23 protein-coding genes, 3 tRNA genes and 1 riboswitch are annotated in these 25,499 nt (G+C 43.8%); of the genes, 5 read left to right on the top strand and 21 right to left on the bottom strand.

All coding sequences use genetic code 11. The features are described from left to right. Positions 1-63 precede the first annotated feature (63 nt). Positions 64-3,606 (bottom strand): pyruvate:ferredoxin (flavodoxin) oxidoreductase, encoded by a 3,543-nt coding sequence (gene nifJ / locus BLR65_RS12125; protein ID WP_093794453.1) that lies wholly within the window; start codon positions 3,604-3,606, stop codon positions 64-66. 465 nt (positions 3,607-4,071) lie between these two features. Continuing rightward, positions 4,072-5,127, bottom strand: a complete 1,056-nt coding sequence (mutY, locus tag BLR65_RS12120; protein WP_093794452.1) for an A/G-specific adenine glycosylase — start codon at positions 5,125-5,127, stop codon at positions 4,072-4,074. Between the two features lie 183 nt (positions 5,128-5,310). Here mutY and BLR65_RS12115 point away from each other — a divergent pair, with 183 nt between their 5' ends. The 3 genes from BLR65_RS12115 to BLR65_RS12105 all read left to right on the top strand — a co-directional run bounded on the left by BLR65_RS12115 (position 5,311) and on the right by BLR65_RS12105 (position 8,241). After that, entirely contained in the window at positions 5,311-6,216 is a 906-nt protein-coding gene (locus BLR65_RS12115; protein ID WP_093794451.1) for an RluA family pseudouridine synthase, read from the top strand. Positions 6,217-6,326: 110 nt separating this feature from the next. Beyond that, complete coding sequence (locus tag BLR65_RS12110; protein WP_093794450.1) at positions 6,327-7,427, top strand: glycerol dehydrogenase; 1,101 nt, start codon at positions 6,327-6,329, stop codon at positions 7,425-7,427. A 184-nt stretch (positions 7,428-7,611) separates the two neighbouring features. After that, entirely contained in the window at positions 7,612-8,241 is a 630-nt protein-coding gene (locus tag BLR65_RS12105; protein ID WP_093794449.1) for a YigZ family protein, read from the top strand. A 4-nt stretch (positions 8,242-8,245) separates the two neighbouring features. Here BLR65_RS12105 and BLR65_RS12100 read toward each other — a convergent pair whose 3' ends face one another. From BLR65_RS12100 to tig, 5 genes are all read right to left on the bottom strand, one after another. Further along, the gene (locus BLR65_RS12100) at positions 8,246-9,190 is read right to left on the bottom strand and encodes a magnesium transporter CorA family protein (RefSeq protein WP_093794448.1); all 945 of its coding nucleotides are present in this window, start codon (positions 9,188-9,190) and stop codon (positions 8,246-8,248) included. A gap of 5 nt (positions 9,191-9,195) precedes the next feature. Beyond that, positions 9,196-9,498 carry a EutN/CcmL family microcompartment protein gene (locus tag BLR65_RS12095; RefSeq protein WP_093794447.1) on the bottom strand — a complete coding sequence of 101 codons (303 nt, stop codon included), beginning with the start codon at positions 9,496-9,498 and terminating at the stop codon, positions 9,196-9,198. A 212-nt stretch (positions 9,499-9,710) separates the two neighbouring features. Next, entirely contained in the window at positions 9,711-10,862 is a 1,152-nt protein-coding gene (locus BLR65_RS12090) for an HD-GYP domain-containing protein (protein WP_093794446.1), read from the bottom strand. A 366-nt stretch (positions 10,863-11,228) separates the two neighbouring features. Then, entirely contained in the window at positions 11,229-11,621 is a 393-nt protein-coding gene (locus BLR65_RS12085; protein WP_093794445.1) for a hypothetical protein, read from the bottom strand. 164 nt (positions 11,622-11,785) lie between these two features. Further along, the gene (tig, locus tag BLR65_RS12080) at positions 11,786-13,117 is read right to left on the bottom strand and encodes a trigger factor (RefSeq protein ID WP_093794444.1); all 1,332 of its coding nucleotides are present in this window, start codon (positions 13,115-13,117) and stop codon (positions 11,786-11,788) included. 94 nt (positions 13,118-13,211) lie between these two features. Next, positions 13,212-13,324: riboswitch (molybdenum cofactor riboswitch) on the bottom strand. 305 nt (positions 13,325-13,629) lie between these two features. On the opposite strand from tig, the gene BLR65_RS12075 reads away from it, so the two are divergent. Next, positions 13,630-14,097 carry a hypothetical protein gene (locus BLR65_RS12075; protein WP_093794488.1) on the top strand — a complete coding sequence of 156 codons (468 nt, stop codon included), beginning with the start codon at positions 13,630-13,632 and terminating at the stop codon, positions 14,095-14,097. A gap of 38 nt (positions 14,098-14,135) precedes the next feature. Here the strand turns inward: BLR65_RS12075 and BLR65_RS12070 are convergent, their stop codons facing one another. Next, positions 14,136-15,968 (bottom strand): ATP-binding protein, encoded by a 1,833-nt coding sequence (locus BLR65_RS12070; protein WP_093794443.1) that lies wholly within the window; start codon positions 15,966-15,968, stop codon positions 14,136-14,138. A 383-nt stretch (positions 15,969-16,351) separates the two neighbouring features. Between BLR65_RS12070 and BLR65_RS12065 the strand changes: the two genes are divergently transcribed. Beyond that, positions 16,352-16,501, top strand: coding sequence for a small acid-soluble spore protein P (locus tag BLR65_RS12065; protein WP_093794442.1), 150 nt, complete (start codon positions 16,352-16,354; stop codon positions 16,499-16,501). Positions 16,502-16,622: 121 nt separating this feature from the next. Here BLR65_RS12065 and BLR65_RS29770 read toward each other — a convergent pair whose 3' ends face one another. The 13 genes from BLR65_RS29770 to citC all read right to left on the bottom strand — a co-directional run bounded on the left by BLR65_RS29770 (position 16,623) and on the right by citC (position 25,489). Then, positions 16,623-16,796 carry a hypothetical protein gene (locus BLR65_RS29770; RefSeq protein WP_169716759.1) on the bottom strand — a complete coding sequence of 58 codons (174 nt, stop codon included), beginning with the start codon at positions 16,794-16,796 and terminating at the stop codon, positions 16,623-16,625. Positions 16,797-16,856: 60 nt separating this feature from the next. Further along, the gene (gene mtnA / locus BLR65_RS12060; RefSeq protein WP_093794441.1) at positions 16,857-17,945 is read right to left on the bottom strand and encodes an S-methyl-5-thioribose-1-phosphate isomerase; all 1,089 of its coding nucleotides are present in this window, start codon (positions 17,943-17,945) and stop codon (positions 16,857-16,859) included. Positions 17,946-17,958: 13 nt separating this feature from the next. Then, a complete protein-coding gene (locus BLR65_RS12055) occupies positions 17,959-18,225 on the bottom strand; it encodes a hypothetical protein (RefSeq protein ID WP_093794440.1) in 267 nt (88 codons plus the stop codon). 340 nt (positions 18,226-18,565) lie between these two features. Continuing rightward, positions 18,566-19,147: a hypothetical protein gene (locus BLR65_RS12050; protein WP_143122565.1), complete on the bottom strand. Its 582-nt coding sequence runs from the start codon at positions 19,145-19,147 to the stop codon at positions 18,566-18,568. Then, a complete protein-coding gene (locus BLR65_RS12045; protein ID WP_093794438.1) occupies positions 19,135-19,362 on the bottom strand; it encodes a hypothetical protein in 228 nt (75 codons plus the stop codon). Before BLR65_RS12045 ends, BLR65_RS12050 begins: the two co-directional genes overlap by 13 nt. 427 nt (positions 19,363-19,789) lie before the next feature. Then, positions 19,790-19,865, bottom strand: a tRNA-Arg gene (locus BLR65_RS12040). 21 nt (positions 19,866-19,886) lie between these two features. Beyond that, positions 19,887-19,960, bottom strand: a tRNA-Gly gene (locus BLR65_RS12035). 19 nt (positions 19,961-19,979) lie between these two features. Continuing rightward, positions 19,980-20,056: transfer RNA gene (locus tag BLR65_RS12030), tRNA-Pro, on the bottom strand. 106 nt (positions 20,057-20,162) lie between these two features. Continuing rightward, positions 20,163-20,726, bottom strand: a complete 564-nt coding sequence (locus BLR65_RS12025; protein WP_093794437.1) for a Fe-S-containing hydro-lyase — start codon at positions 20,724-20,726, stop codon at positions 20,163-20,165. Between the two features lie 13 nt (positions 20,727-20,739). Then, entirely contained in the window at positions 20,740-21,585 is an 846-nt protein-coding gene (locus tag BLR65_RS12020; RefSeq protein ID WP_093794436.1) for a fumarate hydratase, read from the bottom strand. A 16-nt stretch (positions 21,586-21,601) separates the two neighbouring features. After that, positions 21,602-22,831: an NAD(P)-dependent malic enzyme gene (locus BLR65_RS12015; protein WP_093794435.1), complete on the bottom strand. Its 1,230-nt coding sequence runs from the start codon at positions 22,829-22,831 to the stop codon at positions 21,602-21,604. A gap of 72 nt (positions 22,832-22,903) precedes the next feature. Next, positions 22,904-24,328 carry an aspartate ammonia-lyase gene (locus tag BLR65_RS12010; protein ID WP_093794434.1) on the bottom strand — a complete coding sequence of 475 codons (1,425 nt, stop codon included), beginning with the start codon at positions 24,326-24,328 and terminating at the stop codon, positions 22,904-22,906. A 114-nt stretch (positions 24,329-24,442) separates the two neighbouring features. Next, positions 24,443-25,489 carry a [citrate (pro-3S)-lyase] ligase gene (gene citC, locus BLR65_RS12005; protein WP_093794433.1) on the bottom strand — a complete coding sequence of 349 codons (1,047 nt, stop codon included), beginning with the start codon at positions 25,487-25,489 and terminating at the stop codon, positions 24,443-24,445. Positions 25,490-25,499: the final 10 nt, after the last annotated feature.

Raw genomic sequence — 25,499 nt, 5'->3', positions numbered from 1 at the left:
CACTAATTACCTGAAAAGACAATTAGTGCTTTCTTTACATTTGTATTCCAGTGTACGCCGGAATTATTCTTTGGCGGCAGCTGCCTGCGCAAATGCCTCGGCGTCTTGTGCCAGACGTTTGTAGTTTGCGCGTCTTTCAGCAGCGTCTTTGGCTGTTTTCTCAAAGAGAGCTTCGGCATGTTCAGGGAATTGTTTCTTGAGTGAAGCATAACGCACTTCGCCCATGAGGAATTCTTTGAAGTCAGCCGTTGGCTCCTTGGAATCCAGGCTGAACGAATTTTGGCCAGCTTCTTTAAGAGCCGGGTTGTAGCGATAGAGATCCCAATAACCGGCCTCAACAGCCTTTTTGGCTTCAAGCTGGCTATTGCCCATGCCGATCTTGATACCGTGATTGATGCAAGGTGCATAGGCAATGATGAGGGACGGACCGGGATAAGCCTCGGCCTCAGCAATGGCTTTAAGAGTTTGCGCTTTATCGGCTCCCATAGAAATCTGCGCTACATAAACATAGCCATAACTCATCGCAATCATGCCAAGGTCTTTCTTCTTGGTGGTCTTACCGCTGGCAGCAAATTTCGCAATTGCCGCGGTCGGAGTGGCTTTGGAGGATTGACCGCCGGTATTGGAATACACTTCCGTATCAAATACCATAACATTAACGTCTTCGTTGCTGGCCAATACATGGTCGAGACCGCCAAAGCCGATGTCATAGGCCCAGCCGTCGCCGCCGAAGATCCATTGGGAACGTTTGACAAAGAAGTCGCGATTATCATAAATGTCATTTAACAATTCATTACTGCCTTTTTCCGCAGCCAATAAGGCAATCAGTTTGTCGGCACGCTCACGGGTGCCATTGCCGTTGTCTTTATTGGCCAGCCAATCTTCCATGGCAGTCTTGAGATTGGCACTGACAGCAAGCTTAGTGGCTTCTTCAATTTTGGCGGCCAAAGTAGTACGGACTTGTTTCACGCCAACGTACATACCTAAACCAAATTCAGCGTTATCTTCAAATAAGGAGTTAGCCCAAGCCGGACCATGTCCCTCATGGTTTTTGCAGTACGGCATGGAAGGTGCGCTGGCACCCCAGATTGAGGAACATCCAGTCGCATTAGCTATCATCATGCGATCGCCAAACAATTGGGTAACAAGTTTGGCATAAGGAGTTTCGCCACAGCCTGCACAAGCACCGGAATACTCCAGCAGCGGTTGTTCAAACTGGCTGCCCTTAACTGTCAGTTTATTCATGGGGTTGGCTTTCGGGGATACACTCACTGCATAATCCCATAATGGAATTTGATTATGCTGCGTTTCCTGAGGTTTCATGATCAGAGCCTTCTGTTTTGCCGGGCACACTTGAGCGCAGTTGCCGCAACCGGTGCAATCCAGCGGCGAAACAGCGATTCGGAAACTCAGATCTTTAATACCATTAGCCGTCTTAGCAGTAAAGCCGGCCGGAGCTGCTTTGATTTCGTCCGCATTTACCAGAACCGGACGAATGGCAGCGTGCGGACAAACATAGGAACATTGGTTACATTGGATACACTGATCCATTTGCCATTCCGGAACATCAATAGCAATGCCACGTTTTTCATAAGCGGAAGTACCTGTTGGGAAAGTACCATCAGGCATGTTAACAAACGCACTGACAGGCAGGTTGTCGCCCTCCTGACGGTTCATAGGAACAAGTATTTTCTCGATAAATTCAGGCGCTTTAGCAGTATCTACAGCTTCATCTTTGGCATTTTTCCAAGCGGCAGGTACATTAATTTTAACGATAGCATCAACGCCCTTATCAATAGCGGCATTATTCATGTCAATCACTTTTTGACCTTTTTTGCCGTAAGAATCAACAACGGCCTGTTTCAGATACTTAACAGCATCTTCTAATGGAATAATATCAGCCAGTTTGAAGAAGGCTGATTGCATAATCATGTTGATCCGGCCGCCCAAGCCGATTTCCTGAGCAATACCGACTGCATCTACAGTGTAGAATTGAATATTGTTTTTGGCAATAAACTGTTTCATGGCTGCCGGCAATTTCTCGTCAAGTTCCTTTTCATTCCAGATGCAGTTTAAAAGGAATACACCGCCGGGCTTCAAGCCGTCAAGCACATTGTATTTATAAACATAAGACTGGTTGTGGCAGGCAACGAAATTAGCTTTATTAATTAAATACGGTGATTTAATCGGCTTCTTGCCAAACCGGAGATGGGATACGGTAATCCCGCCGGATTTTTTCGAGTCGTAAGAGAAATAACCCTGGGCATACATATCGGTATGGTCGCCGATAATTTTAATAGCGCTCTTGTTGGCGCCAACAGTTCCGTCTGAACCTAAGCCCCAGAATTTACAAGCGGTGGTGCCGGCAGGTGTGGTATCAATATCTTCGCTAAGTACCGGCAGCGAAGTATTGGTAACATCATCAACAATACTTACCGTAAAGCCGTCTTTAGGATTATCAAGACGCAGGTTTTCGAATATAGGAACAAGGTGCGCGGGAACAGGATCTTTGGAACCTAGGCCGTAGCGGCCACCGACAATAACCGGCTGCCAATCTTTCCGATAGAAGGCGCTCTTAACATCAAGATACAATGGTTCAGCAAGCGAACCCGGTTCTTTAGTACGGTCAAGTACCGCAATTTTCTTAACTGTTTTCGGAATATATTTGAAGAAATGTTCAAGCGAGAATGGGCGATATAGGTGTACAGTCAACAGACCGACTTTTTCGCCTTTGGCATTCAGATAATCAACGGTTTCTTCAATTGCTTCACAAACAGAGCCCATAGCAATAATCATGCGATCAGCATCAGGAGCTCCATAATAATTAAAGAGATGATAGTCGCGTCCGGTCAATTTGTTGATCTCTGCCATATAATCTTCAACAAGAGCAGGGATAGCTTCATAATATTTATTGACTACTTCTCTTTCCTGGAAATAGATATCAGGATTTTGGGCAGTACCCCTAACAACCGGATGATCAGGGTTAAGCGCATTGCGGCGGAAGGCGTTAACAGCATTCATATCCACAAGTTTAGCCATATCGGCATAATCCAGTATCTCTATTTTTTGTACTTCATGAGAGGTACGGAAGCCATCAAAGAAATTAACAAATGGTACTCTGCCTTTTATTGCAGCCAAATGGGCAACGGCACCTAAGTCCATAACCTGTTGAACACTGCTGCCAGCCAGCAGTGCAAAACCAGTCTGACGAGCTGCCATAACGTCTTGATGGTCACCAAAAATATTTAATGAGTTGGCGGCAAGTGCTCTGGCGCTGACGTGAAATACGCAAGGTAATAATTCGCCGGCAATTTTATACATATTCGGAATCATGAGCAGCAAGCCCTGTGATGCTGTGTATGTAGTAGTCAAAGCACCTGCCTGCAGGGAGCCATGCACTGCTCCGGCAGCACCAGCCTCAGATTGCATTTCAACAACTTTGACAGGTTGCCCAAAAATATTCTTCCTACCTTCAGCAACCCACTCATCAACATGCTCCGCCATTGGTGAGGACGGAGTAATTGGGTAGATTGCAGCAACTTCAGTAAATGCATAAGAGATATGAGCTGCTGCGGTATTTCCATCCATAGTCTTCATTTTTGCCATCGGGATCCCTTCCTTTTCATGTGTATTAGAATTAGAGTTACTAAGCCAGCCTAATAACCACTAACAACACGCCGGTCAATATTGACCCATAAATTACGTTTTTTATTATTCTTTAAATAACGGTAGAATCCTGCTTAAAAAACAAATTCTTGTGCAATTTTCCACATTTTTTTTGATTTTCTACCTCTCACAATTGCCAATGTTTGTTGAATTCTAAATTTAAATATGATATAATATATTCTGATTATTTAAAATTGGTTTTTCTCGTTTTACGTGAATTTTTTCTTATATTTTTTTGGTATAACCTGTCCTTGTTCTAAGCACCCTATTAGCTAACAGATTGTGGAGGTGACGGGATGGGCGACAAAAAACCTGGCCGCGGTCCTAAAAAAAGTAATAAGAAAATTGCAATAGCCGGTTCCCAGGAAACTACCGCTAAAAAGTAAAAGGCGAAAACTCTCAGCTTCATAAGCTGGGAGTTTTTTTACAGGCAAGAGCCACTTTGCGGTGCGGCCCCGCCCAAGGTATACTCATGAAATCCGCGGGGCTTAGCCACCTCGCTGCCGACGGCAGTTCACCGCCGCCTAGCCATTCACACTGATAGAAAGAAATATCCCATTGCCGATGACTAAACGTATGGATATAATGAAATATTTTTTTCTCTACCTGCACATTCTGGCAAAGCTCCTGCTCAAAACCGGCTTGTAATTGCTCAGCAGCGTCTTCTTCCCCAGTTAGCTCTATGGCAGGAAACTCCCACATCTTAGCCAGCAGCCCGGCGGCCGGCCGTTGCCGCACTAAGAAACTTTCTTCCTTAAAAACCAGCCCCGCCGCCATTTTTACCAGCAGGGGCGCCTTTTTCGGCGACCGTACCGGCAAAGTATCCTGTACTTCCCGTTCATAGGCTTCACATAGATTGGTCAACGGGCAGTTTTCACATCTGGGGTGCCGCGGAATACACACCATGGCACCTAAATCCATCAAGGCCTGATTAAAATCGCCGGGATATTCAACCGACATGTGCTGACAAACAAGCCGTCTCACTTCTCGTTTCGTCGCCGGCCTGGCAATATCCTCCTCCAAACAAAAAAGGCGACTAAAGATTCTCAGGACATTGCCATCAATGGCTGGCACCGGGCGGTTATAGGCAATGCTGGCGATGGCCCCTGCCGTGTATTCACCGACCCCCGGCAAATTCTGGATAGCAGTCTGCTCAGCCGGAACTTCTCCGCCATAAGCTGCACATACTTCTCTAACACCAGACAACAAGTTGCGGGCCCGGCTGTAATAACCCAATCCCTGCCAGTAACTCAGCACTTCTTGCTCTGATGCCTTTGCCAAGACTGCCATTGTAGGAAACCGTTCCATCCAGCGTGCATAGTAGTCTTTGACCGCTTCGACCCTTGTTTGCTGAAGCATAATTTCCGAGACCCAGATTTTATAAGCATCTTTATCGTTACGCCAGGGTAATTTGCGGGCATTGTGATTATACCATGCCAATAATTGGGACGCTAAGGTCATCTGTTTATCCTTTCTGCTTTCAAAAAATAATTATTCCAAATAGCAAAAACTACTTATAGTATAATAAAAATCCGTTAAATAGCAAGCCCGCTTTCTTCTTAGGCAAAACCGGCCATTAATTGCCAACACTCTGATTTTCCTATATATTTAGTTTAATAATCGCTTACGAAAGAAGGTTTGCAGTTGAAATCCTTTCAATCCGTCAAAATCTCTCCGGAACATGCCGGTCAAACAGTGGAAACCTACCTAAAACAGGTACTTCAGCTTTCAGGCCGAAAAATCCAAAAATTAACCCGTCAAAAAGGTGTTTTTTTAAATGGCAGGCCTGTTTTTTTACAAAAGCAGCTAAAACTAAACGATACCTTGCGTGTTTTGGTTTTGCAAGATGTAGCGTATGGGGTTGAGCCCGAGCCGGGAGCAATTGAAATCCTGTATGAAGACAATTGCCTTTTGGTCGTAAATAAACCGCCCTTTCAGCTTGTCCACCCTACAGGGCAAACAATCACAGGCACCTTAGCCAACTATTTAGCTCATTATTTAGCCGAACAGGGCATTTTAACTACAATACGTGCTGTTCACAGATTAGACCGGGAAACATCCGGCTGTGTAATTTTTGCCAAAGATTCCCGCAGCCAAACTCTGCTGGAGCAGCAATTAAAAGACAAAACGCTTACACGCAGCTATCAGGCATTAATCAAGGGTAGTATAAATCCGCCGTTCGGAAAAATTGAGGCCCCCATAGGGCCTCACCCCTCTTTTCCCAACCGGCGCGCCATAAACCCGCAGGGTGAGGCGGCCATTACGCATTACCGTACTATCCAGAGCTTTTCCGACGCAACACTGCTTGCGCTTACGCTGGAAACCGGCCGGACCCACCAGATCCGTGTACACTTGGCCCATATCGGCCACCCAATCCTGGGTGACCGGATGTACGGAATCCGCACTCCTCTTATCTCCCGTCAGGCGTTGCATGCCAATTTGGTTCATTTTGAGCATTTGGAAAATAAACAAGTAGTCACTGTAGAGGCCCCCCTGCCCGCAGATTTTACCCGGTTAATTCACTACTGTGATACCAATCAACCCGAATAAGCGCAAAAATCTACCTGATAATAGCAATTTTATAGGCAGGTAAATCATATAAAACGGGAAAACTCCTATACTATAAATAAGCCTGCTGCAGGCATATAAGGAGGTTTCTCATGAACAAAATTATGATTTCTCCGAGCCGATATGTGCAAGGAGCCGATGCAATTGCCGATCTTGGCAAGCATGTTGCCCCGCTGGGAACTAAAGCCCTGGTTCTGGGCGGCAAACGAGGCCTCGGCGCAATTGAAAACCTTCTGTCGGCCAGTTTAAAAGAACAGCAAATGGACTATACCATTGAATACTTTGGCGGGGAATGTTCCCGCCCGGAAATTGACCGGATTGTTTCGGTCATTAAACAAAATAACCTAAATATTATTATCGGTGTAGGCGGCGGTAAAGCGTTGGATACCGCCAAAGCGGCTGCCTACACTGCCAAGATTCCGGTAGCCATTGTCCCGACAATCGCCACAACAGATGCCCCTTGCAGCGCTTTATCCGTCATCTACACCCCTGAAGGCGTTTTTGACTCCTATCTGGTACTGCCCAAAAATCCGGATTTGGTGCTTGTAGATACCGCCATCATTGCCCAAGCGCCGGCCCGCCTGTTCGTGTCCGGTATGGGAGATGCGCTGGCTACCTGGTTTGAAGCCGATGCCTGCGCCAAAGCCTTTGCCGGCAATCTTCCCGGAGGACTGTCTACAGCGGCTGCCTTATGTCTCGCCAAGCTCTGCTACGATATTTTAATGGAATACGGATTCCGGGCCAAATTAGCGCTAGAGCAGGGTGTTGCCACCGAAGCCGTAGAAAAAGTGGTAGAAGCCAATACTTTGCTGAGCGGCCTTGGTTTTGAAAGTTCCGGTTTGGCGGCAGCTCATGCCGTTCATAACGGGTTTACCGTACTCGAAGAAACGCATCAGGCTTATCATGGTGAAAAGGTTTCTTTCGGCACACTTGTCCAATTAGTGCTTGAAAATCGCACAACAGCCGAGATCGAAAAAGTTCTTAGCTTCTGCAAATCAGTTGGTCTGCCGATTACCCTTAAGCAAATCGGCATCTCTGAGGTAACGCCTGATAAAATCCGTAAGGTTGCCGAAGCTACTTGCGCGCCCGGGGAAACGATTTATAATCAGCCTTTCAGCGTAAATGCGACTTCTGTGTATGCAGCCATTCTGGCGGCCGATGCAATTGGCAGAGCTTATTTAAAGCAGGATTAAACCATATACGCACTCCCCAGCAGTTGTTAGTAAAAAGCACTATTTGCCACCCAGCGGCAAATAGTGCTTTCTTTATTCATAATAAAATTTAGCGCCAACAATTTTTTCACGGTAATTGCCAAAATTCCTTGATACCGTTATAGTAATTTTATGGACTTATCCCCTGAAAATGAGGTGTTCTGTTATGTTGCCTGTCTATCGCACCATAAAGCAAAGCGGTGAAACCAAACTGGAAATCAGTAAATCCCTGTTCATTACTTATGCCTGTCCGGCCGCAACCGAAGCAGAAGCTATTGCGGTTATCCACAATATAAAAAAACAGCATAAAGAGGCGAACCACAATTGCTCGGCTTATGTCATCGGTCAGCATGGGCAAATACAAAAAGCTGACGATGATGGTGAACCTGGCGGAACAGCCGGCAAACCCATACTGGATGTCTTACATAAATCTGCGGTCAAAAATGCCGTCATTGTTGTCACTCGTTACTTTGGCGGCATTAAGCTGGGAGCCGGCGGACTCATTCGCGCCTACACCAAGGCAGCCGTTGACGGTCTGGACGCAGCCATAATAATCGAAAAACAGCTTCATGCCCGCTTTGCCGTAGAAATTAACTATGCTTTGCTGGGAACGGTAGAGAACCAGTTGCGGCTCCATCATTACCCTATTGAAAATAAAGAGTTTAGCCATATAGTCACCCTTACGGTGTTAGCCCGCAAAGGTGACGAGGAGAAGTTACTGCAACTAATTGCCGACTGTACAGCCGCCCAGGCGGTGGTAAAGCCGGCCGGAGAAACCTATGTAGACGGCGGTTAGCCTGTCAAAGCATCCTTTTTTTCTTTAAAATTATCCCGGCCAGGCTGCTAGCCAAAAAGGATACCAGAATCACTGTCCAGAAGCCTATTTCCGTTCCCTGCAGAGGAACAACCAGACTCATACTCCAAAAGCTGGAAATCATTGTAGGTATCGACAATAAAATGGTTACGGCTGCCAGGAACCTCATAACATAGTTTAGATTATTGGAAATCACCGACGAAAATGCATCCATCATGCTGCTTAAGATATCACTATACGTCTGGACTAACTCAAGGGCCCGTTTATTTTCGATAATAACATTTTCAATAATATCTTCATCTTCTTCATGCATAGGCAGCAAATGCCTTAGCTGCTGATTGGAACGCAGCCGGAGTATACTCTCCAGAACGATGGTATTAGCCCGCAAAGCAGCGGTAAAATACATCAAGCCTTTTTCCAGGTTAAGCAGTTGAAAAACTTCTCTGTTATTAGTCGACTTACGTAAGTAAATCTCTATCTCCTCTGTTCGTTGACGTATATGGTAAATATGGCGCAAAAAAATAGTTCCGGCATGATTCAGGATTTGAAAAAAGAAACGGCTGCGTCTCCTTGTATTAAATTCCCGGTCTCCGCCTTCCGGAATAATCTGGGTTGGTTCCTGACTGACCGTAATCGTGTGTTCCGGTGTCAGGATAATACTGAGGGGAATCGTATCATACTGGTCGGCACTACGTGCTACCGGCACGTTGATAATAATAAGAATACAGCGATCTCCCACCATGATTCGCGGGCAACTATCCACTTCAAAAGCAAAGCGAAAGAATTTTTCGGGCACCTTAGCCGTAGTTGACAAGTAAGCAATTTCCTCTGCCGCCGGCTTGACTACCTGCAACCAGGTTCCTTCAGGTAACGCAGAAGCAACGTCAACCGCCTGCAAGCGGTCATCGGTACTTTTATAAGCTGTCAGCATAATGATTATCCTTTATGAACCCAGTATTGAGCTTTAGAAATTCCTTCGGTCTCGATTGTTTCAACAATCCCCACAATAGCAGCGTCGACCGCACTATTTTCATTGTTCATCACGCGCCGGGCCGAACTGCCTGTGGACACCAATACTGTTTCGCCATTTCCCGCTCCCACAGTGTCGACGGCCACCTGAAGGCTAATAGTATTCATACCGTCAAGATTTAGCGGCTGCACAATCAAGAGCTTGCTGCCGACAAGGGTGTCATTCTTGGTAGGCGCAACAACAGTGCCAACTACTTTACCAAGCCACATAAAATCCTCTCCTCGAAAAAGAACTTACCTAACAGTTTTGACCAGATTGACCTATTTCCTATGTGTTTTTTTGTGCTGTAATAGTGGATTATTGCCAAAAAAAGACTCGGCTAATGCCGCGTCTTCACGAAAAATGCCGGTCGAATATAAACCCACAAAAAATTTCGCAATACACCGCCTGCCTGCGCCGGCAAAATTTTTTAATGTGTACCTCAGCAAACCAATTTCATGATTTTTAGCTTATTTTGATTGCTGATATCAATTACTTGTCCATCAGAAAAACGAATCAGGCAAGTTTCTTTTCCACTGCGGTTCCAGAATACAAGCTGTCCGATATTACCATCATTTAACGTCACATAGCGGCCAATAAGTGTTTGACACAACTCATGGAGAAAGGGGGTAGTATAGTTAGGCGAAAATTTACCGGAAAAAGTGTCTGTTTGCAAAGTATCAATGGCAGCAAAAGGCGATACTTCTTGACCGTACACCTTTTTGGATGTCATTGCATCATAAACATCCGCAATGCCAAGCACTTTAGCAATCGGATGGTTCTTCGCGCCGTTAGTATGGAGCGGATAACCGGAACCATCATCGCGCTCATGATGCTGAAGCACTCCCAGCCGTACGTTTTCCGGAACTTCTTTGAAATGCCGGAAAAATTTATAGGCAATAGCCGGATGCTGACGAACCATGTGCAGTTCGTCTTCATCCAAACGTCCCTTCTTATATAGAACATGCACAGGTATCTCAAGCTTGCCAATGTCATGCAAAATACCCGCCAGAATTAGGTTTTTCTGTTGACTCGGCTTAAATGCGCCACTGAGGGTGCCGATAATATGAGCTAAAATTCCAACATTAACGGAATGATGAAACAGATAGTCCTCTGAACGATTAGCCGTATGCAGCAAAGCAGTAGCACCAATCCCATACGGAGTAAGGGTAAGCAGGGAATCAACTATCGAATGTAACAAATCACAATCCAGGTGCTTTTCCAGGCGAACAATCGTAAAGCACTTTTTCAAGTCCTTCACCGCGTTCCCATAGGTATTGGCAAACTCATTCTCCTGTTCCGACACGGTTGCTGGCATATCCGGTTCACAATACTCGTGATGAGCAATGAGTGCTTCCTGTTCAACAGGGTCTGCTCCCTGTTGCCCTAAAGTATCCGCTTCACCGGTTTGAAATTCCCGAATACGAACATGATCGATTTTATAAAAGATAAGTCTTTCAATGTGTTTATGCGTCAGCATCGTACCAGCATAAAGCAATACCCCGCCATCAGGAGAAAGGACCGTTTCTCCAAGCTTCAACCCGGGCCGAAGCTGGCTAATTGGATAGCGAGCAATTTGATAATTGTCAGACATACATTTTCTCCCCTTTAAATCCTGCACTGTCCGCACTACTGATAAAACTTGTTAATTTGCTATGTAAAACTATTTGTTCTAATTATTAGCTATTTCAAAGAAATATTCAATATTTTATTGAATATTTCTTTGAAAAAATTACTTAACCTATTAATTTTTGATCCTAATTACTTGCTCTAAAGAGTAGTACTTGTCAATTGCACAACGAAAACCCTCTGCCAGCCGGTAGAGGGTTTTGTGTTTTTGGTGTTTTATATGTGCGCGTATTTCAATTTATTATGTTTCGCAATTCTCGTTGTTACTCGAGGACACCTTTACACTATTAGTTTGCCCTTTTTATCCAGGTTTTATACACCCGTATAACGCTCAGCGTAAAAATTTTATCGTAATGTCAGGTAAGTATTTGATAAAAGAGGCTATCAAATCGGAGGCAAACCCTTCATCGGCAATAATTTTCTCGATTACATGCTTTTCAATTACACCATAAGGCTTGATTATACCTAAAAACGGATGATTCACAGCCGAATCAAGCTTGCCGGTATCCACAGATTCAATGTGCAAGCCATCCAAATGAAATGTATATTCTCCAACCACTTGACCATCCTGAGTTACCTGAAGTCCTGCCATATTTTTACGCCCGGAAAAAAAGCTGTTAGCAATAGAGTATACATAAGGATGTTTTTCTTGCACAATCCTAAGTATTCTTTCACGAAACGGTATCATTTGCTCTTTAATAAGGCTATCCGTATCGGTCATCATTGTACACCTCCTCTTATGTGTTACACATAGTATGCCCTAATAATAAAAAAAGAAAGCACCAACATATAATCATTGATACTTTCCCCGGATTCCGTCATGATGCACTTGCAATGGTTACGAACTCGCCTTCAGCTAGTTTAGCTGTTGACGTTAATACCGGTATTCTATAGCTGAAGGTTAACGAGCGTCGTTTCTTCTTTCTTGTCTTCGACGGCAATACATGCATGCTCTAACAGATAGGCAACAGCCTTGTCTGCTTTTAAATCAAATAATACCTTGTCAACCAATGGACCTAGATTTTCTTTTTTGGCATTTTCTTTAGCCATGCCGATACGAATGCCAAAAGCTTCAATACCGTTCTTTAATTCTTCATCACTTACCTCAAAAGCCTTTTCTTCAATAATTTTTTCCAATAGACAGTTTGTCCTGATAACCATTTTAGCGTCTTCCCATAGTTGCTTTTTGAAGCTGGCAAAATCCGTATTCGTCATCTGAAGATACAATTCAATGCTTCCTCCTTCAGCGCTTACACGTTTTGTAAACTCCTCCAGCATCAATTGCGCTTGCTGCATAACCAGGGAGTCGGGGACATCAAATTCACATGTATCCAATAACGCCTTGATAACAGCTTGTTTTTTTCCGTATAAGTCACGCTGCGAAGCTATTTCGGACAGCTTCCGCCTGGCATCTGAACGCAACTCTTCCAGGCTATTCATTTTTGCCACTTGCTGGGCAAATTGATCATTTAGTTCCCATGGTTGAATATTTTCAACGTTTTTCACTTTTATTTTAAACAAAGCCCTCTTACCAGCCAATTGAGTAGCCGGATGATTTTGAGGGAAAGTAGTTTCCACATGTAAATGATCGCCCTTTTTTACGCCAACTAATTTTTCTTCTAAACCAGGAAAAAACGTGTCTGCGCCAAGAACTACTTTCATGTTTTGTTCTTTTCCCCCGGGTAAAGAGCCATCAACAGAGCATTCATAATCAATTGTTACTGTATCTCCCTGAGCCGCCGGCTTCTGCTCCTTGTCGATAACTATTTTATTTTTGGAACATAAATCCTGCAGGTATTTTTCAACATCTTTTTCCGTAACAGCATACGGTTGAGGAACTTTAATTTCTAGGCCTTCTAAAGATCCAAGAATAACTTCCGGCTTAACCGGTACACGTACTTTAACATTAACCGGTTTTCCCTTTACTATATAGCCAACTTCAATATCAGGCTCACCTATCGTTTTTAGATTCAATTCCCTAATAGCAGCATAATATTCATCGGGTACAATAAAATCAACAGCATCTCCGTACAGGACTTCAGGCCCGTATTTTGCTTCTAACATATAGCGCGGCGCACTCCCTTTTCTAAAGCCGGGAACATGATAATTCTTAACATTTTTTTTATACGATTTTTCCATACCTTCTTCAAGCTTAGCAGCTTCGATCACAAATTCTAAATAAGCTTCACTGTTCTCTACTTTTTCTAATGTCGCATTCATGATTCATACCCCTTTTAATTAAAATATTGCTCCCATATGAGCCTCACATTTACTTATGAGCAATTATGCCGCATGCCTGGCAAATAAAAAAAGAAGTCTGATAACCAGACTTCCTTTGCGCAATACGGGCAGGCACGAAAATTACTCTTCGTACCCTTCGGTTACCCTTTCCAGTATGGAAAAAATAACTTGGAACTCATCTGTCTTTAATTTTCTTGAATTGTCTGTTAAATTCCTGCAAAAAGTTTGCCTGTTAAAAAATTTTTCTCATTAATTGCGACCGGCATCGTACCAGTCATACACGATACACAAATATATAGAAGAAGTGGCACGTAAAGTACTCCGTAGGGGTATTATTTTAAGAGATCTAATTATACTAATTACAATCATACAAAACCTTAATAATCTGCTGATTAGCAAGCAATAAGCCTGAATGCATAAGGACGGTGCAAGTATGCAAATACAAACGGATGGAGGAACCGCCTCAGGCTATAATCAGGGCTTACAATACTATGAATAATTCAAATACAAAAAAAGAAATACTCCTATGGAGCATCGCCTTTCCCGGCTTCGGGCAATTGTTAAACGGAAAACTGGTTAAGGGTAGTCTTTTTATCCTCTTGGAGTTTCTAGTCAATATGAATGGAAATATTAACATAGTTATCATCGCAAGTTTTTATTGGGATATAAAATCTGCTGTAAATTTGGCCAACTACCAATGGTTGATGTTTTACCCTTGTATTTATGTTTTTGCCATTTGGGACGCCTATCGGGATGCGGGTGGTGGAACCGCGCCTTTTACCTTTTTGCCATTTGTTCTTGCCGCGTATTTAGGAACTATTGGAGTCATTTTCTCGCCAACTTTTGCCATTGGTCACCATGTACTAGGCCCCATCTGGGCACCAATTCTATCTATGTGTATGGGAGTGGGTATCGGTCTCATTATCCAGCAATATTTAAATAAAAATTACAAAAACTAACGCCTTACTAATATTTTACTTGTCTCTACCGCTCCCTACTATTGCTCAAACAAATCATTCGGGAAGAAAATAGTAAAGGTAGTGCCTTGGCCGACCTTAGAAGCAACCTTAATTTTACCCCTATGGGCCTCAACGATATTTTTACACACTGCCAGGCCCAGGCCGGTACCACTTTTTTTAGATGTATAGAAAGGTTCAAAAATGCATGCTAAGCTGTCTTCCGGAATCCCGCTGCCGGTGTCACTGATAATAAGTTCGATGCCCTTAGGCACATTTATTGTCGATATATATAGATGTCCTTTTCGTGGTGTCGCCTCTATTCCGTTACGAACGATATTTAAGATAACCTGCCGCATCTCTTTAGGATTTAGTTCAATCATCTTTATCGCATCACATAAGTTATAATGTAACTCAATATCATTCTTGGTGGCGTCAGCCAAAAGGAGCGGATAAATTCCCTGCAGGATTTGATTTAGATCATTTGGCGACTTGGCAATAAACCTATGCCGGGCAAGTGACAAAAAATCTTCTATTATATTATTCATACGCTCAAGTTCTTCAAGGATAATAGCAAAATATTTGCCTTGTTGTTCATTGCATTTTAGACTCATTAACTGTACGAACCCCTTGATGGTTGTAGCCGGATTTCGTAATTCATGTGCTACAGAACCGGCTGTCTCACCGATTGCATTCAAAGACTCCAGTCGTGCCATTTCACTTTTAAAATTCTCCCATTGCGTAATATCCTGATAAAACGCATAACACCCGGCAAATTCATTGGTCTCGTGATGGTAAATGGGTATGCCATTTACCATCCAGTAGCGCTTAAGCCTTTCAACCAGTTCATTTCTTATTTCTTGTCCATTTAACAGTCTGGCAATAAAGCTTTCTTCGAAATTAATACCTAATTCGCTGGACAGGGTTCGGATTGACTTTCCGATTAATTCATCCTTGCTATAAGGAAGATAGTTTTTATAGAAAGCAACCATAGGTTCATTTAAAGACACAATATTGCCCGCCTTATCTAACTCAAGTATCGATAGGGGACAAATATCCATTAGCTTAAACAGTTTGCTATTTGATTCCATGAGCCTGTGATGATCACTTCTGATCTTGCCACGTAATTTCGTCACCGTCTTAAGTATAGGAAGAAATTCGGGAAAATCAGCAATTTGGGAATAATCATCTTCTTCATTTTCTATTCGTCTAATAATGCCTGCTACCACTTGTCTAATACGATAAAACATCACTGAGATAAAAATAACGGTTATTAACCACACCAAACCCATTCGCGAAACCCGGGTTACCACACCAGATCTGTATGCCGCTTCAATATCCTCGATTTTTGCGTTAGCAAATGAGTGACCGATAATTTCGCCATTGCGTTTAATCGGGTAATGAACAGCCAATATCGGTTTTCCATCCCAAAGGATCGATTCCTCAATGATAAATGTTTTAGGATTTCCCGTTTGATATATTTCCAAAGCCCCCGGAGCGGTAATCTTTTTTAAAAAACCAGTTTCAAGACGAGGTCCCAGCGCAACATTTCGATCTAATTTTCTCGAATAATATCCCAAGCCCACATTCGGATGCTCTTCCGAAATTTTCATTACTGTAAGCTGCAGGTTCCTATTCAAAACTTGGGTCTGCGTGTCCGCATCCAAGTTTTCTGCGTTATTCTCCCTTACGATTTGATCAAATGACGACAACTCATCATTAAGCCGGGTTGCAACCTGCATTAATTCTCTCTCTCGGTTTAGATATTGTAAGTTGCACTCATCTTTGACATCGCTATAATCAGCTACCATCATTAGCAACGTAAGCATAGAAACCGTACAAAAAAACAGCTTACCAAACCTCGATTTCAGCAAAGTAATTTGTCCTCCGTCAGATAATGTAACTTATTAAGTAAATATTGGATATAACTACAATTATTTCCTGCCTATCTATACCTTGTTCTCTGCCAGTAAACATACGCTCGCTAATCAGCTAGGCTACTACTAGAGAATTTTTGAACAAAAATCTAATGGTGTAAGTTATTGAGTATTTTCTCGTAAAAGCTGCCAAATCCTGCAAAAGACTTGCCGGAGCTTTCTTGTTTTGGAGAAAAGCCACAATTAATCTCGAATCTTCCACGGATAAAACCAAGTAAGGCGCCGTAAGCTATGAAAAAGGTGCTACACCAAAAGAATCGACGCAAGTAATTGCAGAAAGAATTCCAGCAAATCTATAAATACAAATCGGAGGAGATAATATGGCCAAGCCTGAAGCTTATCCCGTAGATCAACCGAATGCCCCCAGGCATACAACGTATAATGACAACAATATGCCTGAACCGCTTTCAGGGTCTAAGAAAGTAAAAAACCAAAATCACACCGGCCAGCGCCACGGCGAAGGATCCTAAGTTTGTTGCACAAGGGAAAATGCCTAGATATGACCTATGATCGCTATGATCAAATGCCCTACAATTCTCGCTTTTGAACTGTAGGGCGTAGTCTTACTAACCTCTTACATACTTTTAATCATTAATCAGCTTTGCCTGCAAAAGCTTCCATCATTTTAGGATAATAAGACTCCCAGGGTAAAATATCAAAAATCACTTTTTGGTTATAATGATGAAGGATTTTATATTCCGGTTTGCTATAACCTTTGATGGCAGGATCATTTACAGCTAATATTTTAATACTCTCTCCGCCCATCTAACTCCCCCTTATTTTATAAAGCAGCCGTAAATTACGTATTTACGGCTGCTTTATCATTTATTGCTGTTTTTTATTTTTTAACGCTACTATTTTTTGCAAAGACTCCGTATAAGGAGGGCGAGCTATTCCATATTCCGTAATAATTCCCGAAATTAAATCATTATCCGTAACATCAAAGGCAGGATTATAAACTTTTATTCCTTCGGGAGCCATACGCTCTTTGTACCACATTTCTACAACTTCCTTATCCGGACGCTGTTCTATTTTTATTTCCTTCCCCGTGGGGGTTTCATAATCAATCGTGGAAGTGGGTGCGCAGACATAAAAGGGAACATTATATCTTTTGGCCACAATAGCGACAATCGATGTGCCTATTTTATTTGCCGTATCGCCATTGGCGGCGACTCTGTCACAGCCCACAAAAACAGCATTTACCCAGCCGTTTTTCATTACATTGGAAGACATATTGTCACAGATCAGGGTTACATCCAGGCCGGATTCCGATAATTCATAGGCTGTAAGCCGTGCACCTTGCAGCAGAGGTCTTGTCTCATCACAAAAAACTTTAAAATTATAGCCTTTCTGATGGCCTAAATACATAGGCGCTGTCGCTGTACCGTATTTCGCCGTTGCCAGTTGTCCGGCATTACAATGGGTAAGCAAGCCGTCACCGGGTTTTACCAGCGAAAGGCCATATTCGCCTATCTTTTGGCAAATCCATATATCTTCTTCTTTTATGGCGATAGCTTCTTGACGCAGTAACTCTTTGATTTCCGCAATTGTCTTCGCTTTATTATCGATGACCACTTTTTCCATACGGTTAAGTGCCCAGGAAAGGTTTACTGCCGTAGGTCTCGCCGAATCAAGATACTCTTTTGCTTTTTTAAATTCTGTATAAAACTCTTGATAATTATCTGTTTGTAAGTTCTTTGCGGCCAAATAAATACCGATAGCAGCGGCATCCCCAATAGCCGGCGCGCCGCGTACTTTCAATAAATAAATTGCATCCCAGATATCTTTTTGGGTAGTCAAACTGATAATCTCTGTCTTTCCCGGCAATTTTGTCTGATCAATGATAACAAGCGCATGATTCTCTTCATCAAGCGCAACGGTCTCATAGTCCATTATATTTTTCTTATTTTCCATTTAAATTCCACCTTTACGAAAATTTACGTATTGCCTTGTTAATAGAATCGATGTAATCTTGCCCATTTTTCAATGCCTCTCGCTGCATAATACACTCTTTGGCAAATGTAACAATAATTCTTTCCGCCCGCATACGCTTTGTCTCATCAGGAATACCGGTTATATCTTTAACATTAGCCAGTCCGTCTGTCCTTCTTATTAATTCCATACCCGTAATTCCCGCGGTATCAGCAAGCACCGTATCAAGGTAAAATTCAAGAAATCCTTCTGTTTTCGCCATAATATCATGAACGTTCTCTTGATAAAAGCTTTGAATTTTACAATAAATTTATCCACGATCTCCCTTATTGTTTGTACTTTAAAGCTATAGAATGAATTGCGAGAGGTTTTTCGTCCTCCGAGGCGGAGGAGGCGCGCATATCGGGAATATGTAAGCCGACGACAACAAAGCAGGGCGGAAAAGATCTCGTAAGAACACTATAGAATTAGGGTTTACAGACCACTAGTCCCAAGACTAGGCTCAATTTTACATAACAAAAAGCTCCCGATTTCCCGGGAGCCTTGATTTCCCTGGCACGCCTGGTAGGGATCAAATTCATAATACCCAAACAATAACCTCGTTATTTTTCATGAAAAGCCTGCCGATATTTCTCAGCCAGTACCTTAAGTTTATTGAATACCTCTAAACAGACTTCGTCATCTGCCCGTTTTAAACAGTAGTCCCAATCTATATCATCATAATGAGCAGCCATCATATATTGAGCCCATTCCTCGGGGTCACCCCAATACTTAACAGCTAGTACACGATCTATAATAATATCTTCAACGGAAATCATATATACTATTTCCCCAGACTCTAATTCAACAGGTAACACTTTATCCCATGAACCACCTAGCGGACTGGGTGGAAAGTCTACGATAATCGTTGGATCTTGTTCAAATACCCATGCGTTATTACATTTTCTAAATCCTAATACAGGCATTATTTCACTAGCATAAGCATCACCCGGTATGACCATGTCAATATCCTGGGTAAGATAACTGGATAATGTATAAAATTCTACAGCCAATCCACCTACTACAACCGGAGTAAGCTTATGCTGTTTAAACGCTTCACTAATTATCCCTGCCACCATCATTTGCTTTTGCAAAGCATCTTTAATTACTTTGCAGTTAAGGAGCTTCTCTCTCAATCTCTCCATGACAGCGCATACCCTCTGTCCGTTTTCTTCAGCTTTCCAGAACGTTTAGCTTCATTAATCGTATACATAACTGCATGACATAGTGCCATTTTTTCACTTTCGTTCCTCGGCTTTAGACGCACAGGCTTTTTAATACGAACACCATTCAATGTTGCTAAATTAGTTTTTTTTCTATATTGATCAACAGTCTGTTGAAAATTTACTTTTGGTTTCATTCGGGTATTCCCCCTTTGCTTAAACAGCTAACTTTCTCAGCATTTTAGCACAAGAAAAAGAATTTGCTTACATAAACCAGTATCTATATATTCATATTATTGCCTAAATACTAACACAGTAAAATATCAAAAACAAGCAAAACATCATATTTTCATAGCATATAGATACTCTATACAATGCAGTAAAGAATAAATATGGGCTAGTGGAGCGTCTACGTTGAAAGCGTGAAAGAATTCGCGGGAATTTTTTCGCAAGGCGAGGCGGAGGAGGTGCGCATATCGAGAATATGTACACCGACGACAACGAAGCATTGCGGAAAAAGGCCCGCGAAGTAATTATGATTTCAGCGTAGACGCTCCACTAGCGCGACAGCCCCTTTTCTTATATAACAAAAGGCTCCCGAATTATCGGGAGCCTTGTTTTCTCTGGCACGCCTGGTTGGAATCGAACCAACGGCCAACCGCTTAGAAGGCGGTTGCTCTATCCGCTGAGCTACAGGCGCATAATACTATTTAAAATAAAATGGAGCGGGTGAAGGGAATCGAACCCTCGTAGCTAGCTTGGAAGGCTAGTGCTCTACCATTGAGCTACACCCGCGTCAAGGATTTGCATAATGTGGTCGGAGCGGCAGGATTCGAACCTGCGACCCCCTGGTCCCAAGCCAGGTACTCTACCAAACTGAGCCACGCCCCGTAGTCACAGAACATATTATACTGACATTTTATTTGTTTGTCAAGCAAGGCTTTTTAGGTATTTTTCGGCTGCCGCCGGGCAATATGCCGGCGGCAGCCGCAGTACTTTAGCAGGTAATGTTACGGTATTTTTTTTGTCCCTCATCGTAGAAATTCCGGCCTTCACTGTCAATAACAACAATTGCCGGGAAGTCTTCCACTGTCAACCGCGCCAGCGCTTCCGGCCCCAGATCTTCATAAGCGATAATTTCATATTTTTTAATAGTTCTGGCAATCAATGCCGCCGCTCCACCGGTTGCTGTGAAATAAACCGCACCGTGTTTTTTCATCGCCTCAACAACTTCCGGGCTGCGATACCCCTTACCAATCATGCCGCGCAGCCCTTCTTCCATGATGCGCGGAGCATAGGCATCCATACGTCCGCTGGTAGTCGGACCGGCCGAACCAATCGGCCTGCCTGGTTTGGCCGGAGTCGGACCGACATAATAGATAATCTGGTCAGTAAAGTCAGCCGGCAGTTTTTCTCCTGCCGCCAAGGCTTCCACCATGCGCTTATGAGCGGCATCCCGGGCAGTATATATGGTGCCGGTAATAAGCACAAAATCACCGGCTTTAAGCTTACGGACTTTATCCTCAGTCAACGGAGTGACCAATTTTATTGTTTCTTCCATCTTTAGTACCTCTCTATAACTCAACTTCAGCATGACGCGTGGCATGACAGTTGATATTGATTGCCACCGGCAAACCAGCAATATGGGTTGGATAATATTCGATATTAACAGCAAGCGCTGTTACTCTTCCACCAAGGCCTTGCGGCCCCACTCCCGTTTGATTGATTAGATCCAGAAATTCCTTTTCAAGCCGGGCATATTCGGCATGAGAGTTCTGCTTATCAATTGGGCGGATCAGGGCTTTTTTAGCCAAAAAAGCTGCTTTTTCCATTGTACCGCCAATGCCGATACCGACGATAATCGGCGGGCAGGGATTGGAACCTGCATGAAAAATGGTATCGACGACGAATTTCCGGATAGCAGGCAACCCATCCGAGGGTTTAAACATTTTTAGCGCGCTCATGTTTTCACTGCCAAACCCTTTGGGTGCCAGCGTAATCTTAATTTTATCCCCCTGTACAATAGTGGTATGCAACACAGCCGGAGTATTATTTCCTGTGTTTTTACGGTTAAACAGAGGTTCCGCCACCACTGATTTTCGCAAATAACCTTCCGTATAGCCTTTAGCTACTCCGGCATTGACAGCTTCCTCAATGCTGCCGCCGGTAACATGGACATCCTGGCCAATTTCTATAAACACGACAGCCATCCCTGTATCCTGGCAAATCGGCACTTGCTCATCACGGGCAATGCAGGCATTTTCCACTAACTGGTCAAGAATGGTTTTCCCTAATGGCGACTCTTCATGCTCCCGGGCGTTCTCTAAAGCGCTGCGAACATCGTTAGATAAATAATAATTGGCATCAACAGCCAGCTTAGCGACAGCGGCTGTGATCTGCGAGGCATCGATTGTGCGCATTCTTTTCTCTCCTTGCTTAGCGGTTAAGCTTAATCCGTTCTGCTGTTCTTCTGCGAATTTCTTCAGGATCAACGTTAATCCGGGCAACCCCAGTGTCCATAGCTGCCTTGGCAACAGCGGCGGCAACGGCGGGTGCGACCCGCGGATCAAAAGGATCCGGTACAATATAGTCTTCCCTTAATTCATTTTCGGGAATTAAATTACTAATTGCGTAAACAGCCGCAATTTTCATGGCCTCATTGATTTGACGGGCCCGTACATCTATGGCCCCCCGAAATACGCCGGGAAATACGGATACATTATTGACTTGATTAGGTGCATCCGAACGACCTGTCCCGGCTACTTTGGCGCCGGCCGCTTTGGCTTCTTCATAGCTGATTTCCGGTACCGGATTGGCCATGCCAATCACAATCGGGTCAGGGTTCATATTTTGAATCATCTCTTTAGTAAAAGCACCCGGAGCCGACACACCAATCAACGCATCGGCATGTTTGGCTACAAATTCCAGTTTGCCTTCCAGCTTAGTAAGATTCGTAACCTTGGCCAATTCGGTCTGAATACGGTTAAGGCCAGGCATACCTTTGTATAAGGCACCATGAACGTCCACCATAATTACATTTTTCGCCCCGGCATTAACCAGCAGCCGGCCAATGGCAGTACCCGCAGCCCCGGCACCATTCACAACAATCTTGGCGGTGGCCAAATCCTTTTTTACAAACCGCAAGGCGCCAATAAGCGCCGATACGGCAGCAATTGCTGTCCCATGTTGATCGTCATGGAATACGGGTATATCCATCTGTTCCTTCAAAGTATCTTCAATGTCATAGCATTTGGGCGAGGAAAAATCCTCTAAATTAATTCCGGCAAAAGTAGGCTGTAAGAGTTTAACTGTCTCAATAATTTTATCAGGATCTTTAGTATCAAGACAAATAGGCACCGCGTCGACATCACCGAATGTTTTAAACAGGACAGATTTACCTTCCATGACCGGCAGGGCGGCTTCAGGGCCAATGTCACCCAGCCCCAAAACCCGGGTACCGTCCGAAACAACCGCAATCATGTTGCCCCGGCAAGTAAGTTCAAAAGACAAGTCTTTATTATTTTTTATCTCCTTGCAGGGTTCGGCAACACCCGGTGTGTAGGCCAGGCTGAGGTCATGCCGGGAAGATAATGGTACTTTTGAAGCCACTGCTAATTTTCCCTGGTTATCACGGTGAAGTTTTAATGACGCTTCGCGAATATCCATATTGTAACCCCCTCAAATCTTAGCATTTTGTGCTTTATAGTAAATCACTAAACACAATATATTTAGCGACTATCAGGCGATATCCTCTTTTGTGCTGCTCAAGTATTGCTTGCCGGCAATTCCCGGTTTAGTCATTTCACCAGGTGCCAAAATTATTTCCAGCCGGTCACTGGCTATCAGATCTTTGGCCTTGATGATTTCCTTTACCGGACGCGAACTGGCGATGGCTTCCTTGGCAATCAGCGAAGCGGTTTCGTAGCCGATATGGGGCAAAAGCGCCGTAATAACCCCGATACTGTCATCAACCATCTGCTGACATCTGGAATCATTAGCCACAATATTCATAATGCAACGGTTGTTCAAGATGATTACCGCATTCGTTAATATGGTAAGCGAATTAAAGAGATTATATGCAATAACCGGCTCCATAACATTGAGTTCAAATTGTCCGGCTTCCACTGCCAGGCTAATTGCCTGATCGTTGCCGACGACCTGAAAAGCGACTTGATTGACCATTTCAGGAATAACCGGATTGACTTTTCCCGGCATAATGGATGAACCGGGCTGCATGGCAGGTAACGTTATTTCATTAAAACCGCATTTAGGACCGGAAGCCATCAGCCTTAAATCATTAGCCATTTTGGATAAGCTTAAGGCACAAATTTTAAGAGTACTTGAGAACTCAGCCAGTTCATCCGTATTTTGCGTGGCATCAACTAAATTAGGAGCCGAAATAAAGTGTTCATCCGTCAGCCAACAAATCTGGCGAACTACTTCTTCAATATATTCAGGCTCTGCGTTTAAACCGGTTCCAACAGCAGTAGCGCCCATATTGATTGCCAATAAGAATTGCATGGCCCGTTGCACCCGTTTGGCAGCTCGCTTCACGCCGGCGGCGTACGCGGCAAACTCCTGGCCTAAGGTAATAGGTACCGCATCCTGAAGATGGGTCCGGCCCATTTTTAATACCTGGCTAAATTCATCGGCTTTGCGATTCAGACTCTCAGCCAGCAATACCAGCTCGTTATACAGGCGGGTAGCCTTCCTGATAGAAGCAATACGAATAGCAGTAGGAATAACGTCATTGGTAGACTGTGCCATATTAACATGATTATTGGGAGACAGATATTCGTAATCACCTTTTTGGCGGCCCAGAATTTCCAGAGCCCGATTGGCAATTACCTCGTTGGTATTCATATTCATAGAAGTCCCGGCACCGCCTTGAATGGCATCAACCACAAATTGCTCATGCCATTTGCCGGCCATAATTTCAACAGCGGCTTCCACAATGGCAGCGCCAATATGCGTCGGCATGCGTCCGGTCTTCATATTGGCCTTGGCGGCCGCCTTCTTTACAATCGCCAAGGCAATAATAAATTCCTTATCCAGTTTATGCCCGGTAATTGGGAAGTTCTGGACAGCCCGCATCGTTTGTACACCATAGTAGACTTGATCAGGTAACTCCACTTCTCCGAGAAAATCACGTTCTACGCGCATAATTATCCTCCTAAGATTATGATAGGAATTGTCGAAATAATTATAACACGTACTATGTATTTTGTATACAATATTTCCTTGCAAAAATGTGACTTTTCTGAAGAAGGAATTTTTCTAATGTCGCGAATCACTGGCCTTTATTCGTTCAATAATCGGCTGAGCTTGCGGCGATGTCAAATAATGATAGGTAGTGTCAGGAACCATTTCTTTGATTGCCGGCCAATTATCCTGGCGGATAAATTCCCGCACCCGCGATGCACTGATAATTTCGCCACCAATAGTAATTCTGGGTATAACGGTAAGGGCAAGCCCGTACTGCGGTAAAATTTCCGACAAAGCGTCATTATAGCCGCCGGTCATTGCACAATAGGGTTCTTCGCCCACATAACGTTTCGTAACGCCAAGTGCCGGAGCGATGTAGCGGGCAAAAACCGCGGCATCAAGCTGTGTCTGGGCTGCAATCGTCGCTTCCCCGCGGGTAAAGTATCCGGGAAAAGTTGCAGCCGAAATAATATATTTACCGGCCGGCAGCACGGCAACGTTGTCAAATTCAGCCAGACCTTCCCGTACTAGGCGGAAACGAACATCAAACGGGAATAACGACTTGTCTTCACTGACAACCAGGACAACCACTCCCTGGTTTTCCCTGGCTGCTTTCGCGATAACAGCCTTATGCCCCAACGTAAGCGGATTACAATTGACAACCACTGCCGCCCGGGAGCCTGCCGGCAATACTTTGACCTTGTTAGCTATTTCCCGGCAATAATCGTCAATCGACCCTATGCCGGATTCCAATAATACGGCATAGGGCTCACTCCGGGCCAATTCTTTAAATCCCAGTGCGGTGAACATCGGCGCCGCACTGGGTTTGGTGTAGATAAAATAGTGGTAAATTCCCCGCTGACCTGCTTGTTGAATCAGATAACTGACTACCTTGGCCGTTAGACCCTCCCCTTGCAAATGGGGAGAAACGGCAATATTGCGTAATACCTCGCCGGCCAGCGAACCGGTAGCAATGATTTTATCATGCTGGTAAAAGGCTATCGTATAATCAACAACAGCAGCAAAAGTAAGATCAAAACCGGCAAGAAAAGTGCGAACGTCCGCTACTTCTCTAGGACTGTCAAGGTTAATTTCTCTTATATCATAGTCAGCCCACATTGACATTGCT

Origin of the sequence: Sporomusa acidovorans, assembly GCF_900101845.1 — a bacterium.
In the GTDB taxonomy this organism is placed as follows: Bacteria; Bacillota; Negativicutes; order Sporomusales; family Sporomusaceae; genus Sporomusa; species Sporomusa acidovorans.
Note: the sequence above shows the minus strand (reverse complement) of the source record. Positions and strands in the feature narration are given on the sequence as shown.

What these genes read in the sequence shown, in the direction of transcription:
- nifJ (WP_093794453.1), bottom strand. Translation starts at nt 3,606, where the DNA reads ATGGCAAAAATGAAGACTATGGATGGAAATACCGCAGCAGCTCATATC.
- mutY (WP_093794452.1), bottom strand. Translation starts at nt 5,127, where the DNA reads ATGACCTTAGCGTCCCAATTATTGGCATGGTATAATCACAATGCCCGC.
- BLR65_RS12110 (WP_093794450.1), top strand. Translation starts at nt 6,327, where the DNA reads ATGAACAAAATTATGATTTCTCCGAGCCGATATGTGCAAGGAGCCGAT.
- BLR65_RS12105 (WP_093794449.1), top strand. Translation starts at nt 7,612, where the DNA reads ATGTTGCCTGTCTATCGCACCATAAAGCAAAGCGGTGAAACCAAACTG.
- BLR65_RS12100 (WP_093794448.1), bottom strand. Translation starts at nt 9,190, where the DNA reads ATGCTGACAGCTTATAAAAGTACCGATGACCGCTTGCAGGCGGTTGAC.
- BLR65_RS12095 (WP_093794447.1), bottom strand. Translation starts at nt 9,498, where the DNA reads ATGTGGCTTGGTAAAGTAGTTGGCACTGTTGTTGCGCCTACCAAGAAT.
- BLR65_RS12090 (WP_093794446.1), bottom strand. Translation starts at nt 10,862, where the DNA reads ATGTCTGACAATTATCAAATTGCTCGCTATCCAATTAGCCAGCTTCGG.
- BLR65_RS12085 (WP_093794445.1), bottom strand. Translation starts at nt 11,621, where the DNA reads ATGATGACCGATACGGATAGCCTTATTAAAGAGCAAATGATACCGTTT.
- tig (WP_093794444.1), bottom strand. Translation starts at nt 13,117, where the DNA reads ATGAATGCGACATTAGAAAAAGTAGAGAACAGTGAAGCTTATTTAGAA.
- BLR65_RS12075 (WP_093794488.1), top strand. Translation starts at nt 13,630, where the DNA reads ATGAATAATTCAAATACAAAAAAAGAAATACTCCTATGGAGCATCGCC.
- BLR65_RS12065 (WP_093794442.1), top strand. Translation starts at nt 16,352, where the DNA reads ATGGCCAAGCCTGAAGCTTATCCCGTAGATCAACCGAATGCCCCCAGG.
- BLR65_RS29770 (WP_169716759.1), bottom strand. Translation starts at nt 16,796, where the DNA reads ATGGGCGGAGAGAGTATTAAAATATTAGCTGTAAATGATCCTGCCATC.
- mtnA (WP_093794441.1), bottom strand. Translation starts at nt 17,945, where the DNA reads ATGGAAAATAAGAAAAATATAATGGACTATGAGACCGTTGCGCTTGAT.
- BLR65_RS12055 (WP_093794440.1), bottom strand. Translation starts at nt 18,225, where the DNA reads ATGGCGAAAACAGAAGGATTTCTTGAATTTTACCTTGATACGGTGCTT.
- BLR65_RS12050 (WP_143122565.1), bottom strand. Translation starts at nt 19,147, where the DNA reads ATGGAGAGATTGAGAGAGAAGCTCCTTAACTGCAAAGTAATTAAAGAT.
- BLR65_RS12045 (WP_093794438.1), bottom strand. Translation starts at nt 19,362, where the DNA reads ATGAAACCAAAAGTAAATTTTCAACAGACTGTTGATCAATATAGAAAA.
- BLR65_RS12025 (WP_093794437.1), bottom strand. Translation starts at nt 20,726, where the DNA reads ATGGAAGAAACAATAAAATTGGTCACTCCGTTGACTGAGGATAAAGTC.
- BLR65_RS12020 (WP_093794436.1), bottom strand. Translation starts at nt 21,585, where the DNA reads ATGCGCACAATCGATGCCTCGCAGATCACAGCCGCTGTCGCTAAGCTG.
- BLR65_RS12015 (WP_093794435.1), bottom strand. Translation starts at nt 22,831, where the DNA reads ATGGATATTCGCGAAGCGTCATTAAAACTTCACCGTGATAACCAGGGA.
- BLR65_RS12010 (WP_093794434.1), bottom strand. Translation starts at nt 24,328, where the DNA reads ATGCGCGTAGAACGTGATTTTCTCGGAGAAGTGGAGTTACCTGATCAA.
- citC (WP_093794433.1), bottom strand. Translation starts at nt 25,489, where the DNA reads ATGTGGGCTGACTATGATATAAGAGAAATTAACCTTGACAGTCCTAGA.